The organism is Roseitranquillus sediminis (genome assembly GCF_016918935.1).
GTDB classification, from domain to species: Bacteria; Pseudomonadota; Alphaproteobacteria; order Rhodobacterales; family Rhodobacteraceae; genus Roseitranquillus; species Roseitranquillus sediminis.
Map to the genome: position 1 here is coordinate 128,471 of NZ_JAFFOB010000025.1, position 14,511 is coordinate 142,981.

Sequence of the window (14,511 nt, forward strand, 5' to 3'; positions counted from 1 at the left end):
TTCCAGATGCGCTACGCAGCTTTCGCCCTCGCGGCGACCCTCGCCCTGTCGGCCTGCAGCACGACCCCCGTAGGTCGCGCTCCGGCCTTCACGCCAGTCGACGACACGCTCGAGCATCGGGCGATGGCCACGCCGACGTTCCCCGAGGACCTGGCGCCGCGCGGCGGCACGACCGAAGCCTCGCTCTGGTCGGGCGGCCGCAGCTCGCTCCTCGGCGACCGGCGCGCCGGCCAGCGCGGCGACATCCTGACTGTCGTCATCGAGATCGACGAGAAGGCCGAGATGCGCAACACTTCCGCCCGCTCGCGCTCGGGCTCAGAGAACATGGGGATCAACTCGCTCTTCGGCCTGCCCGGCCAGCTTCCCGCGGGTGTCGAGCTCGACCCCGGCGTCGGCTTCGACTCAAGCTCCGAGTCAGAGGGTACGGGCTCGGTCCGACGCAACGAGAAGCTCGAGCTGCGCGTCGCCGCCACGGTGGTCGACGTGCTGAACAACGGGGTGCTCAAGATCCAGGGCAGCCAGGAGGTGCGAGTCAACTTCGAGATCCGCGAGCTGCTCGTGACCGGCTACGTTCGGCCCGCCGACATCACCCGGCAGAACGAGATCACCTACGACAAGATCGCCTCGGCCCGAATCAGCTACGGCGGGCGCGGCCAGATCACCGACATGCAGCAGCCGCGCTACGGTCAGCAGATCGTGGACAAGGTCCTGCCGTTCTGAGGAACCTGACGTGAAGAAGCTCCTCCCCGTCATCCTCGCCCTCGTCGGCCTCTCGGCCGGCGTCGGCGGCGGATTTGTCATGCGGCCCGAGGCCGAGGCGGCAGCCCCGGTGCACGGGGATGCCGTCGACGGCGAGGAGCATGGCGCTCAAGAGGTCGGCGCGGCAAGGGAGCACGCGCCAGCCGTGGACGCACACAGCACGGGCGGCGAGGCGCATGCGGCTTCGCCCTATGACTACGTAAAGCTCAACAACCAGTTCGTCGTGCCGATCCTGCGCGACACCCGCGTCACGTCGCTCGTCGTCCTGTCCATCGATCTCGAGGTCGAGAGCGGGCAGAGCGAAACCGTCTACCGCTACGAACCCAAGCTGCGGGATTCGTTCCTGACCGTGCTCTTCGATCACGCGAACGCCGGCGGCTTCGACGGCGCCTTTACCTCGAGCGGCGCGATGACAATCCTGCGCAACGCGCTGAACGAGAGCGGCCACAAGGTGCTGGGCGATATCATCCACGACGTGCTCATCACGAACATCGTGCGCCAGGACGTCTGAGCCGCACGGGCCAAGGCTCGGTCCGCGCGTCGTGCTTCCGCGTCTTTCGCTCGATCACGACGTCCCACCTGCACCCGCCTGAAGGCAGCTCGCTGCCCTCGCCGAACCCAGAGGGGCGCGACCTACGTCTCGGCCCGCCGCCGCGCGCGCTTCAGCGCCTCCGCCTTCAGCTTCTCCGCCACTGCATCAAGCGCCTGCCCCCGGCCAAAGGCCAGCCGCGCGCCGTCCCTCAGCGCCTCCGCCTCCGCCTCGAGCCGTGCGCGCTCGGCCTGGAGCCGGCGCAGATGCTCGCCGGTCCAGCGGTCCCAGTGCAGGTCGGCCGAACCGAGCTGCGCCGGATCGGGTGCGGTCAGCCCCCGCATCTCGTCGGCGCGCATCACGCGCTCCCCGCGGAGCCTGTCCACCTGCTGCTGCACGGCGGTCGCGGCCGCCGCATTGCCGCGCAGCTTGGCCAGCTCCGCCTCGTAGAGCGTCTCGGCCACCGCCCTTAGCCGCGCGAGGTCCTGCCGCTTCACCGCCGCCGCGCCTTCTTGCGCATCGCCTCGGCGAAGCGGATCGCGGCGGCGACGGCGCGGTAGTGCTCCGGCCGGATCTCCTCGCCGATCTCCACCGTCGCGTGCAGCGCCCGCGCCGTGGGCGGATCGCTGTGGATGGCGATTGCATGCTCGGCCGCGACCTCGCGAATGCGACGGGCGATCTCGTCCACGCCCTTGGCGACGCAGGTGGGGGCGGTTCCCTTGGCGCGGCTCCACTTCAGCGCCACGGCGTAGTGTGTCGGGTTGACGATCACCACATCCGCCTGCGGCACGTCGGCCAGCATCTGGTTCATCGCGATCTCGTAGCCGCGCTGGCGCCGCTGCTGCTTCATGTGCGGGTCGCCCTCGGACTCCTTGTGCTCGTCCGTCATCTCCTTGCGCGACATGCGGTTCTTGCGCAGGTGCTCGGCCCGCTGCCACAGGAAGTCGATGGCGCCGATGGCCAGAGATACCGCGAGGACGATGAAGAGGAAGCCGATTGACATGCGCAGCAGGTCGGCGGTGGCCATCGCCGGGCTTAGCGCCATCGACGCCATGATCTCGGGCAGCCGCGCCGCCAGATAGAAGCCGAGCACGACGCCGAAGATCATCAGCTTCACGAAGCTCTTGGCGAATTCGAAGAGGCCGGAGCGGCCGAACTTGTTCTTCGCCTGGGCGAGCGGCGAGATCCGGTTGAGCTTTGGCTGCAGCTTGTCCGGCGTGACCGTGAAGCTGCGCGTGGCGACGATGGCCACCACGGCGAGTGCCGCCGGCACCAGGAAGAACGGGACCAGCGGCATGACGACCGCGCCCATGAGGCCGCCGACGAACGGGCCGCCACCGCCGCCCGCGAAGATGTCGGCGGCGATCATGTCGGGCCGGTCGATCAGTGTCGCCAGCGCTTCACCCGCCGCGATCAGCGCCCCGCCACCCAACCCCGCCGACGCGATCAGCATCCCGGCGTAGGAGGCGGCGGTGGTCAGGTCCGCCGACCGCGGGACCTCGCCCTTCTTGCGCGCGTCGTCGAGCTTCTTCTGGGACGGCTCGTACTGCTTGTCTTCGTCTTCCTCCTCGGCCATCAGCGACCCCCGGCCGGGTCGGCGATGAAGTCGAGGAAGCTCTGCTGCCAGAGGCCCAGCATCAGCGGCGCCGCCAGCAGGAGGAGGGCGAGGCCTCCGAGCGTGATGGCGGGGGCGCCGACGAACGAGACCATGAGCTGCGGCATCGCCCGGTTGATGACGCCGAGCGCAAGATTATAGACAAAGGACGCGATGGTGAACGGCGCGGCCAACGAGAACGCCATCGCGAAGGCCGCCGCGATCCGCTCGATACCCCACTCGCCGATCAGCGCGGCGCCGGGAAAGATGCCGGCGGGCAGGATGTCGTAGCTGTGGATGATGAACTCGGCGAGCCGAACGTGCAGGTCCGCCAGCACCGCCAGCGTCAGCCCGCCGATGGTAAGCAGCTGACCGATCGCCGGCTGCGGATCGATTCCGGCGTCGCCCAGGATCTGCGACAGCGAGGTCGCCTGCGCCGCGATTGTGCCCGCGATCTGCAACGCCATCACGAAGAGCCGCAGCATCAGGCCGATGGTAAGGCCGGCGATCGCCTCGGTCGCGATCAGCCGGACCATGCCTGCCTCTCCGGTGGCGAGCGGCGCCACCATCGGTCCCACGGCGGGCGCGACGATGGCGGTGAAGGCGAGCGCGAGGACGAGGCGGATGCGCGCCGGCACCAGCCGCTCGCCGAACGCCGGCAAGAGAAACATCGCCGCGCCGACGCGGAGGAAGACGATGCCCGCCACCCACAGGGTCTCCTGGCCCGTCGCCATCAGCTCGGCCATGAGCTCGGTCACGCGGCGACGAGGCCCACCAGCGAGGGACGCGCGTCGGTCCCCAGCTCCTCGAACGACAGGACCGGGTTGCCGATCCCCTTGGCTGACAGCACCGTACGGACGAACCGGCGCCGGTGGACGGAGGTCACCACCGCCGGATAGATGCCCGCCTCTCCCGCGCGCGAGAGACGGTCGGAGACGTTGCCCGCGAGCCGGTTGAACTGCTCGGGCGGCAGCGCCACGTCGCGGCCCGGCCCGTCGAGCTGGTAGGTCTGGAACGTCTCCTCCCACTCGGGCGCGAGCTGCACCAGCGGCACGGTCCCGTCCGGCCGCCTGAGCTCCGCCACGATCTGAAAGCCGAGCCGCTGCCGGACATGCTCCACGATGCCCTCGGCCGAGGCGGCGCCGGGGCGGGCCTCGGCAATGGCTTCGATGATGAGCGGCAGGTTGCGGATAGAGACCCGCTCCTCGAGCAGCAGGCGCAGCACGGCGAGCAGCAGATCGACCGGCACCTTCTCCGGCACCAGCTCGTCGACCATCCGCCGGTTGGCCGCCGAGCGGTCACTGTCGGAGAGGTTGACGAGCTCGTCGAGCAGGCGACGCAGCGCCTTGAGCGTCAGGAGCCGCGGGAAGTTGCGTTTGAGCACCTCGAGCAGGTGGGTCGCCAGCACCTCCGTCGGCGTGACCACCGTCACGCCGGAGGTCGCCGCGTCGTCCTGCATCTCGACATCGACCCAACGTGCGGGCGCGCCGTATACCGGCTCGCGCACATCCTCCCCGGCAGGCAGCAGATTGTCCGCCCCGCCCGCCAGCGCCAGCACCTTGTCGCCCCTCAGCCGGTCGCGCGCCTGCTCGACGCCCTGAATCCGCACGACATAGGTGCCGGGCGGCAGCGAGGCGTCGTCGGTCAGGCGGATCTCCGGCAGGATCAGGCCGAAAGCGGTCGCGACATGGCTGCGCATGTTGTTGATGCGCGCGTCGAGGCCGGTGGCGGGATCGAGGACCATCTGCACGAGGTCTGGCGCGAACTGGACGTGGATGTCGTCGAGGTCGAGGAGGTCGCCCATCGACGGCTGGCGCGGCGCGGCGTCGCCGGCGGCGGGCGCCTGCGCCTCGCGCTCGGCCTTCCGCAGGTTGTCGCGGTGCACGAAGAACGCCGCCGCGCCCAAGGCGATCGCCCCGGCCATGAAGGGGACGAAGGGCAGGCCGGGGACCAGCGCGAAGAGCGCCATCAGCGCCGCGACCGTGCCCAGCGCCGACGAATGCCGCCCGAGCTGCGAGAAGATGGCGAGGTCGGTCGAGCCCGTGGCTCCGCCGCGCGCCAGCAGCAGCGCGGAGGCGACCGAGATGATGACGGCCGGGATCTGCCCCACGAGACCGTCGCCGACCGTCAGGATCGCGTAGGTCTCGAACGCGCGTCCGATCGGCATGTCGTGGAGCACCAGCCCGACCATCAGCCCGACCACGAGGTTCAGCAGCGTGATGAGCAGCCCCGCCACCGCGTCGCCCTTGACGAACTTGGATGCGCCGTCGAGCGAGCCGAAGAAGGTGGTTTCCGCCTGCTCCTTCTCGCGCCGCGCCTTTGCCTCCTGGTGGTCGATCGCGCCCGCCGACATGTCGGCGTCGATGGCGAGCTGCTTGCCCGGCATCGCGTCGAGGGCGAAGCGCGCACCGACCTCGGCCATCCGCGCGGCGCCCTTGGTGATGACCATGAAGTTGACGATCAGCAGCACGCCGAACACCACGAGGCCGATCAGCACACTGCCGCCCATCACGAACATGGCGAAGCCCTGGATCACGTCGCCCGCCGCGTCGGTGCCGGTGTGCCCGTTGCCGATGATCAGCTTGGTCGACGAGACGTTGAGGCTCAGCCGCAGCATCAGCGACGCCAGCAGGATCGTCGGGAATGCCGAGAAGTCGAGCGGCCGCTCGATGAAGAGCGTCACCGTGAAGATCAGGATCGCCAGCGCGAACGAGGCGGCGAGGCCGACGTCCAGCAGGAATGCTGGCACCGGCAGGATCATCATCACGATGACCGTCATCAGAGCCAGCGCCAGCAGGATGGTCGGACGGAAGATGAGCGAGGCGTCGAGCTTCATCGGGCCGTCTCCAGAGTTGCGCTCATCTGAGCGCGCCCACGCCGGTGCTCGAGAGGAACGGCTGCCGCGCCCCGGCCGAGCCGAGCGGCACCAGCGAGTTCATCGACCGGGTGCCGGACGAGGACATCAGCAGCGGGAAGTTGTTCTCCCGCACCAGCGGCTCGGCCGAGGCGTAGCGTTCGCCCATAGCGGGCGGCGCGATGTCGCCGTTTGCGAGGCGCGAGCGGAACGAGTCGAAGCGTTCGCGATAGCGCGAGGCGTATTGCGGGGTGCGCGAGTGATAGGCGCCAGCGGCAAGGCTCCAGTCGCCGAGTTCCTGGTAAAGGTCGGTGAGAAAGCGCGCGGCATAGCGGGCGTTCGCGACCGGCTCGAACATCTCGGCGATGGAAGCGAAGTTTTCGCCGTGCCAGCGGTAGTTGATCTGAAAGCAGCCGACGTCGAAGCTCGTCGTGCCGCCCGCCGCCTCGCCCTCGGCGAACGCAAGCGCCTCAGCGTGCGTGTCGAACCAGAAGCCCTTGCCTTCGGAATTGACGGTCCACGGCCAGGTGCGCGTCGCGCCATCCGAAGCACGGCCAGTCTCGGTCAGCGAGATCGCAAGCAGGACGTCGAGCGGCACCCCGCTCTCGGCCGAAGCCTGCGTCGCTGCGTCTCGACAGACGGCATCCGGTGCGACGGGTGCCGCCGAGGCTGTTGGAGCCACGACAGCCATGAGGAGGATCGCTGCCGCGCCGTCGGCAAGCCGAAGGAGTGTGCGCAGCCAACGGGCGGACGCTCGATACTTCATAATCGTCGCAATTCTTGCTGATCGATCTCGCGCTCGGTCTAGCGCGCCATGTCTTTACGACCGGTTAGCGCGTCTCGGTCGCCTCGCCGTCCTCGGGCGCCCCGAGGAGTCGCTCGCGCAGTGCCGCGCTGCGCTCCAGGAGGCTGGCGCTGCGGGCTAGAAGCGCGTCCGTCGTCGGCATCTCCGCCTTCGACACGGGCGCGTCGGTCAAGGTCGCAACTGGCGTCGGCTCGGCGGGCGCCGGCGCAGGTTTCGCCTCGGCCAGCCGGTCCGCCTGCTCGTGCAGGCCCAGACTGCGGAGGCGGTCCGCCACGGCCGCGCGGGCGGTGAGCGCGTCCGGCGTCTCGGCCAGCCGCTCGCCCGCCCGCATCGCGAGCATCAGGAAGGCCGTGTCGTCGAGCGTCTTGGCCGCCACCTCGTACGTCTCGGCCCGCAGCCGCTCCGCCCTCGTCCCGAGGATGGCGCCGGACGCGAGCGCCGCGTCGATGCTCTCCAGCGCCGCGTCGATCTCGCCGCGAGCGAGGCGCGCCCGGATCTCGATCGGCGCGATCAGGGTCGCGGCCTCGCCGCCGCGATGCTCGTAGAGCAGCGAGTCCATCGTCTCCATCAGCGCGTCCTCCACCTCGCCACCGTTCTCCAGCCGGCGCTCGACCAGCAGCGCCACCGCCTCGGGGCTGAGGCCGGCCGTCTCCTCGACAATCTCCGCCAGCTCGCGATCGGCGCGCTCTTCGAGACCCGCCTCGAGATCGAGCCTGGCTTCGAGCAGCCGCGTCTCAGGCCGCGACTCCTCGGCCACGCGCGCGATCGCGTTGCGAATCGCGTGAGCCGTGTCGACGTCGCCGCCTTCAAGGAAGCGCTCGGCAAGGGTGGGGCCGAGGTGCTCCCGAAGCGTGGGCGGCAGGGCCGAGAAGGCGAGGCTGACCGCCTCGGCGTCCACGTCCTCGGACAATTTCGGTGCGGCGAGCGCCGCCCAGAGCGCGGCTGGCGTCGAGCAGCTGGCCTGCTCGACCAGGCGGCCCGGACGGCGCGTGTGGCCGTTGTCGACGATGTCGGCCATCGCGTGCAGGATGTCTGCATCCGGCGCGCCCCCGAAGCCGCTGATGACGCCATTGGCCTCTGCGCCGAACGTCATCGCGATGTAGCCGCGCGCGAGCGCTGTCACGGCCTCCGCGTCGGGTGCATCGAACTCGCCGACGACGCGCGAGCGGAGTGCGGCGATGCCGCCCGCCTCGGGATCAGGCGTCCAGTCCGACACGTCGAAGAGATCGGCGGCGAGGCAGGCATCCGGCTTGCGGGTGCCGAGCTTGGCGCCGACCAGCCCCAGGTCGCGGTCGATGCTGGTCGTGATCGTCATGTGACCATCCGACTTCGGCAACTCGAGGTCCGCAACGGGCTCCGGTTTCGCGGGCGCGGGTTCGGGCTCGTTCTCCGGCTCGGGTCGTTCGAGCCGCTCCAGCGCCTCGACGTCGGCCTCGACGAGGCCTTGCGCCGCCGCGCGCGCGATCTGCCCGATCAGCGCCTGTGCCGTCTCGTGCGCCAGTTCCGAAGCGGGCTCGGGCATTGCCGGGGCCGCCCCGCGCGGCGCGAACATCAGCTCGGCCGTCGGCAGCAGGTCGGTGGTTGATTCGGGCATGATGGCCGGCAGGAGGGCCGGGATTGCGTCCGACCCCACATCGAGAGGCTCAGCTGCGCCCTTCACGAGCGAGTTGGATTCGGCGTCCGCGACGTCGACGACGAGCGTGCGGGCATTCAGCGACTCCACCGTCACGCCGCAATCGCAGGCAAGGTCCAGCCGCAGCCGGCCCGGCTCCGAGGTATCGATGTCGGCGATGCGGTCGCGAGGGATGTAGTAGAAGACCTCGGGCGCCTCGAAACCCCACTCCGTGCCGAAGCCGATCTCGAGCGACCCCTCGCCCTCGACGACCTCCGGCTCGACCGCCTCGGGAAGGTAGAGCACGAGCCGCGAAAAGTCCTCGTGCTCGCCCGACTTGATCCTGACGGTCTGGGCCGCGGCCGCGCCGCCGGCGACGACGAGCGCGAGGGACAGAAGGACGGCACGACGCATCAGGCGGCCTCACTCTTGACGGTTTTCAGCGCTTCCTCAAGGTCGCCATAACTCGGACGCACGTGGCCCGGCGTGTTCTGGCGTCCGACCTCGATGCAGATCTGGGTCGCGTGCTCATAGAGATTGGCGACCAGCACCTCGCGGATCAGCTGGTAGAAATGCGCGTCCTCCTCGACGACCGCCTTCACCTTTGCGGCGAAAGGGCCGACGAAGCCGTAGGCGAGGAACACGCCGAGGAACGTGCCCACCAGCGCGCCACCGATCATCTTGCCCAGGATCTCGGGCGGCTGGTCGATCGAGGCCATCGTCTTGATGACGCCGAGCACCGCCGCGACGATCCCGAGCGCCGGCAGGCCGTCGGCCATGCTCTGCAGCGCATGGGCCGAATGCAGCGCGTGGTGCAGGTTCGCCTCCATCCGCTTCTCAAGCACCTCCTCTACCTGATGCGGATCGTCGTAGTTCATCGAGGCCGAGCGCATCGTGTCGCAGATCATCTCGACCGCTTCGCGGTCCTTGACGATCTTCGGATAGCGCTCGAAGATGGCCGAGGTCTCGGGCGCCTCGATGTGCTCCTCGAGCCCCACCGGGTTCTGCCGTGCCAGCCGGATCAGCTCGAAGAGGAGGCAGAGCAGGTCGCGATAGTCTTCGGGCTTCCATTTCGGGCCCTTGAAGACCTTGGCGATGTCCTTGCCGGTGTGCTTGATCGTCGACATGTCGTTCGACAGAACGAAGGCGCCCACGGCGGCGCCGCCGATCATCATCATCTCGAAGGGAAGCGACTTCATGATGATGCCCATCTTGCCGCCGGCCAGGATGTAGCCGCCGAACACCATCGCGAAGATGATGACGATGCCGATGATGCCGATCATTGATCCGTCTCCGACCTGCCGGCGCGCCGCTGCGCGGTCCGGCTACGCAATTGTGGAAGTCACTGTTTCGGGGCGTTGGCGTTGCGACCGGCCATCACGACGCTGATCGTGTAGGCGGTCTCCGGCATGAGTCCCGTCATCACCTCTGCGGCGGCGGCGGGGTTCATCCGGCCGAGGAAGCCTGCGGCAAATTCCGGCGCCATCCGCTCGAAGAGCGCGGCGGCATCCTTGGGCTTCATCGTCTCGTAGACCGTCGTCAGGCGCGCCAGGTCATCCTCGGCCGCGGTCTGCGCCTGCGCCAGAGTCGCGCTCAGCTGTTCCTCCGCCTCGACGAGTTCTGCGAGCGTCGCCTCCATCTCGGCCTCAGCCTCGGCCAGTTCGGCCAGCCGGGCCTCGACCCGCGCATCGTCCTCGGCAATCCGCGCCTCGCGCTCGCCGAGCGCCTCAAGCACGAGCTTCACGTCCTCGTCTGTCTTGCAGATGGCGCCTTCCGGAACGGCGGCTTCCGCGGCGCCGATCGCGGAAAACTCGCGTGCGATCGCCTCTCCCGAGCCGGTGCCGAGCCGTACGACGCCAGACCCGGCGAGGAGCAGCGCGATGAGCGTCAGCGCACCGCGGTTGGCGCGAGGCCGGGCGCTCTTTCTCGTCTTCGCGAGCCGGCTCATGCGGCGGTCTCCCGGATGCGGCGGGTGCTGAAGATGCTCGGCGCGGGCTCTTCCCGGACGGGCTCCGGCTTAGGCTCGGCGTCTGCCATGGGCTCCGCGCGGGCGGTGGGCGCCTCCGGCAGGTCGTGGAGCGAGGCGAGCATGAGCTCCAGCCGCCGGGCCGCATCCTCGGCACGCTCGGTCAGCTCGGTCAGCCGCTGGGCGGACTGCGAGGCGCTGGCCTGCGCTTTCTGCAGGGTCTTCGTCATGTCGTCGACCTGCATCGACAGCACCGCCACCGCCCCTCCCACGCCTTTTTCAAGGTCCGAGAAGCGCCTGAGTCGCCGCGACAGGACCAAGCAGTAGAAGGCCGCGCCCAGCGCGCCTGCGATCATCAGGATGTCGGCGATCAGCGTCATGCCCGTCCCCTAGTTCAGCACGAATTCCATGATGAGCAGGTCGCGCGCGCGCCCCTCACCGGTGACGATCTGGATCCGGCGCAGCATCTGCGCCCGGAGGCGCACGAGGGACGCCGGATCCTCCAACTCATCCACCGAAACCGCGCGGAGGTAGCCGTTCAGCACGTCCGTCACGCGCGGCAGCATCTTCGCCACCTCTTCCTGGTGCCCGCTCTCGACCTCGAGCTGCGCCTGGAAGCGCAGGTGCCTGTTGTTCGCGCCGCGGCCGAGCGAAATCACGAGCGGGTCGAGCGGCACGAAGGTCACGTCCGGCAGCGCAGAGACCGCTGGCTTCGCCTCGGCCTCTGCCTCGGCGTGACCGAGAATCATGCCCGACTGCACGGCGTAGAATCCGCCGCCGCCCAAGGCCAGCGCCAGCACGGCGCCCAGCATCAGCGGCTTCTTCGAGCCCTTCGGCGGCGCTTCCGCAGCATCCATTTCGGTGGCGGCCATCTCACCCTCGTCCTTCGTTACGAAGGCGCTGATAGACCGTACTTGGCTAACGGGTTGTTAAGCGCGACCTGCGATCCACCGCTGCAGCGCGGGGGCAGAAGCCCGCTCCAGGAATATCCGTTGGAGATCGTCTTGCAGCAAATCCTTTCAGTCTGGAACGGGCTCGATACGCGCCGCCGCGTCATCATCATCGGCGCAACGCTCGCCATGTTCGCAGCCGTCATCGGCCTCTCGCGGATGGCATCGCGGCCGACGATGGACCTGCTCTATTCCGGTCTCGAGAGCTCGGCGGCGGGCGAGGTCGTTGCGGCGCTCGACCAGCGCGGCGTGAGCTACGAGATCCGCGGCAGCTCGATCTTCGTCGACGCAGGCCAGCGCGACCAGCTCCGCATGACACTGGCGGGCGAGGGTCTGCCATCGAATGGCGGTCAGGGCTACGAGCTTCTCGACACGCTCTCGGGCTTTGGCACCACGAGCCAGATGTTCGACGCCGCCTACTGGCGCGCGAAGGAAGGCGAACTCGCCCGCACCATCGTCTCCAGTCCGCAGATCAAGTCGGCGCGCGTCCACATCGCCACCGCAGGCACCGGCGCGTTCCGCCGCCAGGTCGCACCCACGGCCTCCGTGACGGTCACCCCAGCGGATGGCTCGCTCTCGGTGGCGCATGCCAAGGCGCTTCGATACCTGGTGGCGTCCGCGATCTCCGGAATGGATCCCGAGGGCGTGTCGGTCATCGACTCGCGCAGCGGCACCGTCATCGGCGGCGACGAGAGCGACAGCGCCAGCGGCGCCGACGACCGCGCCGCCGAGCTGAAGCGCAACGTCGAGCGCATGCTCGAGGCGCGCGTCGGCTACGGCAATGCCATCGTCGAGGTCAGCGTCGAGACCGTCACCGACCGCGAGCAGATCACCGAGCGCCGCTTCGATCCGGAGGGCCGCGTCGCGATCAGCCAGGAGACCGAGGAGCGGACCAATTCCAGCTCGGACTCGCGCGGCGGCGAGGTAACGGTGGCCAGCAACCTGCCGGACGGCGACGCGGCTGCGGGCGACGGCCGCTCCTCCTCCTCCAACAGCGAGACGCGCGAGCGCACGAACTTCGAGGTCAGCGAGACCATGCGCGAGGTGCTGCGCACGCCGGGGGCCGTGAAGAAGATCAGCGTCGCGGTTTTGATCGACGGCATCCGCACTGTGGACGCGAACGGCGAGAGCGTTTGGGAAGCGCGTCCGGCCGAGGAGATGGAGGCGCTGCGCGAGCTCGTCGCGTCCGCCGTCGGCTTCGACGAGGCGCGCGGCGACACGCTGACGCTGAAGTCGATGGAGTTCCTGCCGCCGGCGGAGCTGGGCACCGCCGCGTCGAACTCGCTCTACGAGCGGCTCGCGCTCGACACGATGAGCCTGATCCAGATGGCGGTGCTCGCGCTGGTGGCGCTGGCGCTCGGCCTCTTCGTGGTCCGCCCGATCCTCGCCAACCGCTCCGCCGCGACGCCGAGCAAGGGGGCGCTGCCCGCTCCAGCCGGGGCCGGCGATGACGGCCTGCCCGAGCTCCCCGCGCTGGACGGCGAGGTCGACGGCGACTTCTTCCCCCCGGCGATGAACTTGATGACCGACTTCGACCTTGATGGCAGCGGCGCGTCCGCCTCGGGCAAGTCCGAGGCCGTGACCCGCCTGCGCAAGCTCATCGAGGAGCGTCAGGAAGAGACGGTGGGCGTGCTGCGGAGCTGGATGGAAGACAGCGGAGGACGCGCCTGATGGGACAGCTCTTCACGCTCGAAGATTTCAGCGTCGCGCCGTCCGAGAAAGCGCCCGCCCCCGAGCCTGCGCTTTCGGAGGCCGAACTCGACGCCATCCGCCACGCCGCCTACGAGAACGGCTTCCGCGACGGCGCCGCCGACGCTCTGGCTTCGGTTGAGGCGGACGAGACCCGGTTGCGCGCCGACATCGCCGCGGCGGTCCAGAGCCTCGGCTTCACCTATCAGGAAGCCGTCGCCCACGTGATGGGCGGGGTCGCGCCGGTTCTGCGCGCGTTGGTCGAACAGGTCCTCCCCGCGATGCTGGCCGAGACGGTCGGGCACGCGATCCTCGAGGAACTGCTACCGCTGGCCGAGCAGGCCGCGGACATCCCCGTTCGGGTGCTGGTCTCGAAGGCAGACGCGAACTGCCTGCGCCACGTGCTGGGCGAGAACAGCCCCCTGCCCCTCGCCATCGTCGAGGACGCCTCGCTCACTGCCGGCCAGGCGCACCTGCGCCTGGCCGGAACCGAGCGCCAGATCGACGTGGCGGCGGTGCTGCAACGCATCTCGACGGCCCTCTCGGCCGTCACCGAGCTCAACGAAAGGACACTCGCGAATGGCTGACGACATGACGATGGAACGCGGCGGGCAGAACCCGTTCAACCGCGTACCGATCGAGATCACCATCTCCGTCGGCAAGGCGCGCCCGCTGGTGCGCGACCTCCTCCGGCTCAAGCCGGACGCGGTGCTCCCGCTCGACAAGCGGGTCGAGGACCCGGTCGAGCTCTACGTTGGCGACCGCCTCATCGCCCGCGGCGAACTGCAGGAGATGGAGGGCGACAATGCCGGCCAGCTGGCAGTCCGGCTGACCGAGGTCGCCGACCTCAAGAACGGTCTCTGAAAGAAGGTTCACGGACATGCAGAACGCTGTCCCCGCCGCCGTGCGAAGCGCGGCGCACCGAGCCGAGCTGCCAGCCGGAGCGTCGAATGCGCGCCGGCGTCGCCTCGCCACCCCCGTCACCCTGACGCTCAGCCTGCGCAAGGTGATCCTCACGAGCTGGCTCCGTCCGTCCGCCGCCGCGCTCGTCGCGCTCGTCGCCATGTGCCTCGCCGGTCCGGCCGCGGCGCAGGAGCTGACGCTTTCGCTCGGCGACGAGGGCTCGCTCGCCGCGCGGTCGATCCAGCTCATCCTGCTGATCACGGTGCTGAGCCTCGTGCCCGGCCTCGCGGTCATGGTGACCTGCTTTCCGTTCATCGTGACGGTGCTGTCGATCCTGCGCCAGGGCATCGGCCTCCAGCAGTCGCCGCCCAACATGCTGATCGTCAGCCTCGCGCTCTTCCTGACCTACTTCGTGATGGAGCCGGTCTTCACCGAGGCGTGGGAAACCGGCATCGACCCGCTGGTGCAGGGCCTCATCGAGCCGCGCGAGGCCTTCAACCTCGCCATCGACCCGTTCCGCGGCTTCATGCTGAACCGGGTGGAGGCCGAAACCTTCGACTCGCTTGCCTCGCTGCGCCCCGAGGCCGCCACGCTCGACGAGACGGCGCCGCTGTCGGTGCTGGTGCCATCTTTCCTGCTCTCCGAGATCGAGCGGGCGTTCCAGATCGGCTTCCTGATCTTCCTGCCGTTCCTCATCATCGACCTCGTCGTGGCGGCGATCCTGATGTCGATGGGCATGATGATGGTGCCGCCGGCGATCGTCTCGCTGCCATTCAAGCTCGCTTTCTTCGTCGTGGCGGACGGCTGGACGCTGATCTCCGGCGCGCTGGTCCGCTCCTACTTCTGACGC

General features: G+C 69.2%; 16 protein-coding genes. 6 read left to right on the forward strand and 10 right to left on the reverse strand.

Going from position 1 to position 14,511, the window contains the following annotated elements; genetic code table 11:
- Positions 1–6 precede the first annotated feature (6 nt).
- Together flgH and JM664_RS16820 are read left to right on the forward strand one after the other, a co-directional pair.
- Complete coding sequence (gene flgH, locus JM664_RS16815) at positions 7–720, forward strand: flagellar basal body L-ring protein FlgH (protein ID WP_227421085.1); 714 nt, start codon at positions 7–9, stop codon at positions 718–720.
- 10 nt (positions 721–730) lie between these two features.
- Positions 731–1,270: a flagellar basal body-associated FliL family protein gene (locus tag JM664_RS16820; RefSeq protein ID WP_227421086.1), complete on the forward strand. Its 540-nt coding sequence runs from the start codon at positions 731–733 to the stop codon at positions 1,268–1,270.
- Positions 1,271–1,392: 122 nt separating this feature from the next.
- Here the strand turns inward: JM664_RS16820 and JM664_RS16825 are convergent, their stop codons facing one another.
- From JM664_RS16825 to JM664_RS16870, 10 genes are all read right to left on the reverse strand, one after another.
- Positions 1,393–1,785 (reverse strand): hypothetical protein, encoded by a 393-nt coding sequence (locus JM664_RS16825; RefSeq protein WP_227421087.1) that lies wholly within the window; start codon positions 1,783–1,785, stop codon positions 1,393–1,395.
- Positions 1,782–2,864: a flagellar type III secretion system protein FlhB gene (gene flhB / locus JM664_RS16830; RefSeq protein ID WP_227421088.1), complete on the reverse strand. Its 1,083-nt coding sequence runs from the start codon at positions 2,862–2,864 to the stop codon at positions 1,782–1,784. The genes JM664_RS16825 and flhB overlap by 4 nt, the downstream gene beginning before the upstream one ends.
- Positions 2,864–3,640 (reverse strand): flagellar biosynthetic protein FliR, encoded by a 777-nt coding sequence (locus JM664_RS16835; protein WP_227421089.1) that lies wholly within the window; start codon positions 3,638–3,640, stop codon positions 2,864–2,866. The genes flhB and JM664_RS16835 overlap by 1 nt, the downstream gene beginning before the upstream one ends.
- Complete coding sequence (gene flhA, locus JM664_RS16840) at positions 3,637–5,718, reverse strand: flagellar biosynthesis protein FlhA (protein ID WP_227421090.1); 2,082 nt, start codon at positions 5,716–5,718, stop codon at positions 3,637–3,639. Before flhA ends, JM664_RS16835 begins: the two co-directional genes overlap by 4 nt.
- 22 nt (positions 5,719–5,740) lie before the next feature.
- Entirely contained in the window at positions 5,741–6,427 is a 687-nt protein-coding gene (locus JM664_RS16845) for a transglycosylase SLT domain-containing protein (protein WP_227421091.1), read from the reverse strand.
- A 139-nt stretch (positions 6,428–6,566) separates the two neighbouring features.
- Positions 6,567–8,567, reverse strand: a complete 2,001-nt coding sequence (locus tag JM664_RS16850; RefSeq protein ID WP_227421092.1) for a hypothetical protein — start codon at positions 8,565–8,567, stop codon at positions 6,567–6,569.
- Positions 8,567–9,436 carry a flagellar motor stator protein MotA gene (gene motA / locus JM664_RS16855; protein WP_227421093.1) on the reverse strand — a complete coding sequence of 290 codons (870 nt, stop codon included), beginning with the start codon at positions 9,434–9,436 and terminating at the stop codon, positions 8,567–8,569. Before motA ends, JM664_RS16850 begins: the two co-directional genes overlap by 1 nt.
- 59 nt (positions 9,437–9,495) lie before the next feature.
- A complete protein-coding gene (locus JM664_RS16860; protein ID WP_227421094.1) occupies positions 9,496–10,101 on the reverse strand; it encodes a MotE family protein in 606 nt (201 codons plus the stop codon).
- The gene (locus tag JM664_RS16865) at positions 10,098–10,499 is read right to left on the reverse strand and encodes a hypothetical protein (RefSeq protein ID WP_227421095.1); all 402 of its coding nucleotides are present in this window, start codon (positions 10,497–10,499) and stop codon (positions 10,098–10,100) included. The genes JM664_RS16860 and JM664_RS16865 overlap by 4 nt, the downstream gene beginning before the upstream one ends.
- A 9-nt stretch (positions 10,500–10,508) precedes the next feature.
- Complete coding sequence (locus JM664_RS16870; RefSeq protein WP_227421096.1) at positions 10,509–10,991, reverse strand: flagellar basal body-associated FliL family protein; 483 nt, start codon at positions 10,989–10,991, stop codon at positions 10,509–10,511.
- Positions 10,992–11,123: 132 nt separating this feature from the next.
- Between JM664_RS16870 and fliF the strand changes: the two genes are divergently transcribed.
- The 4 genes from fliF to fliP all read left to right on the forward strand — a co-directional run bounded on the left by fliF (position 11,124) and on the right by fliP (position 14,508).
- Positions 11,124–12,740, forward strand: a complete 1,617-nt coding sequence (fliF, locus tag JM664_RS16875) for a flagellar basal-body MS-ring/collar protein FliF (RefSeq protein ID WP_227421268.1) — start codon at positions 11,124–11,126, stop codon at positions 12,738–12,740.
- Positions 12,740–13,345 carry a FliH/SctL family protein gene (locus JM664_RS16880; protein ID WP_227421097.1) on the forward strand — a complete coding sequence of 202 codons (606 nt, stop codon included), beginning with the start codon at positions 12,740–12,742 and terminating at the stop codon, positions 13,343–13,345. The genes fliF and JM664_RS16880 overlap by 1 nt, the downstream gene beginning before the upstream one ends.
- Positions 13,346–13,355: 10 nt before the next feature.
- Positions 13,356–13,622: a FliM/FliN family flagellar motor switch protein gene (locus JM664_RS16885; protein WP_227421269.1), complete on the forward strand. Its 267-nt coding sequence runs from the start codon at positions 13,356–13,358 to the stop codon at positions 13,620–13,622.
- A 199-nt stretch (positions 13,623–13,821) separates the two neighbouring features.
- Entirely contained in the window at positions 13,822–14,508 is a 687-nt protein-coding gene (gene fliP / locus JM664_RS16890; RefSeq protein WP_227421270.1) for a flagellar type III secretion system pore protein FliP, read from the forward strand.
- The last annotated feature ends 3 nt before the right edge of the window (positions 14,509–14,511 follow it).

What these genes read in the sequence shown, in the direction of transcription:
- flgH (WP_227421085.1), top strand. Translation starts at nt 7, where the DNA reads ATGCGCTACGCAGCTTTCGCCCTCGCGGCGACCCTCGCCCTGTCGGCC.
- flhB (WP_227421088.1), bottom strand. Translation starts at nt 2,864, where the DNA reads ATGGCCGAGGAGGAAGACGAAGACAAGCAGTACGAGCCGTCCCAGAAG.
- flhA (WP_227421090.1), bottom strand. Translation starts at nt 5,718, where the DNA reads ATGAAGCTCGACGCCTCGCTCATCTTCCGTCCGACCATCCTGCTGGCG.
- JM664_RS16845 (WP_227421091.1), bottom strand. Translation starts at nt 6,427, where the DNA reads ATGGCTGTCGTGGCTCCAACAGCCTCGGCGGCACCCGTCGCACCGGAT.
- JM664_RS16850 (WP_227421092.1), bottom strand. Translation starts at nt 8,567, where the DNA reads ATGCGTCGTGCCGTCCTTCTGTCCCTCGCGCTCGTCGTCGCCGGCGGC.
- motA (WP_227421093.1), bottom strand. Translation starts at nt 9,436, where the DNA reads ATGATCGGCATCATCGGCATCGTCATCATCTTCGCGATGGTGTTCGGC.
- JM664_RS16860 (WP_227421094.1), bottom strand. Translation starts at nt 10,101, where the DNA reads ATGAGCCGGCTCGCGAAGACGAGAAAGAGCGCCCGGCCTCGCGCCAAC.
- JM664_RS16865 (WP_227421095.1), bottom strand. Translation starts at nt 10,499, where the DNA reads ATGACGCTGATCGCCGACATCCTGATGATCGCAGGCGCGCTGGGCGCG.
- JM664_RS16870 (WP_227421096.1), bottom strand. Translation starts at nt 10,991, where the DNA reads ATGGCCGCCACCGAAATGGATGCTGCGGAAGCGCCGCCGAAGGGCTCG.
- JM664_RS16880 (WP_227421097.1), top strand. Translation starts at nt 12,740, where the DNA reads ATGGGACAGCTCTTCACGCTCGAAGATTTCAGCGTCGCGCCGTCCGAG.
- JM664_RS16885 (WP_227421269.1), top strand. Translation starts at nt 13,356, where the DNA reads ATGGAACGCGGCGGGCAGAACCCGTTCAACCGCGTACCGATCGAGATC.
- fliP (WP_227421270.1), top strand. Translation starts at nt 13,822, where the DNA reads ATGTGCCTCGCCGGTCCGGCCGCGGCGCAGGAGCTGACGCTTTCGCTC.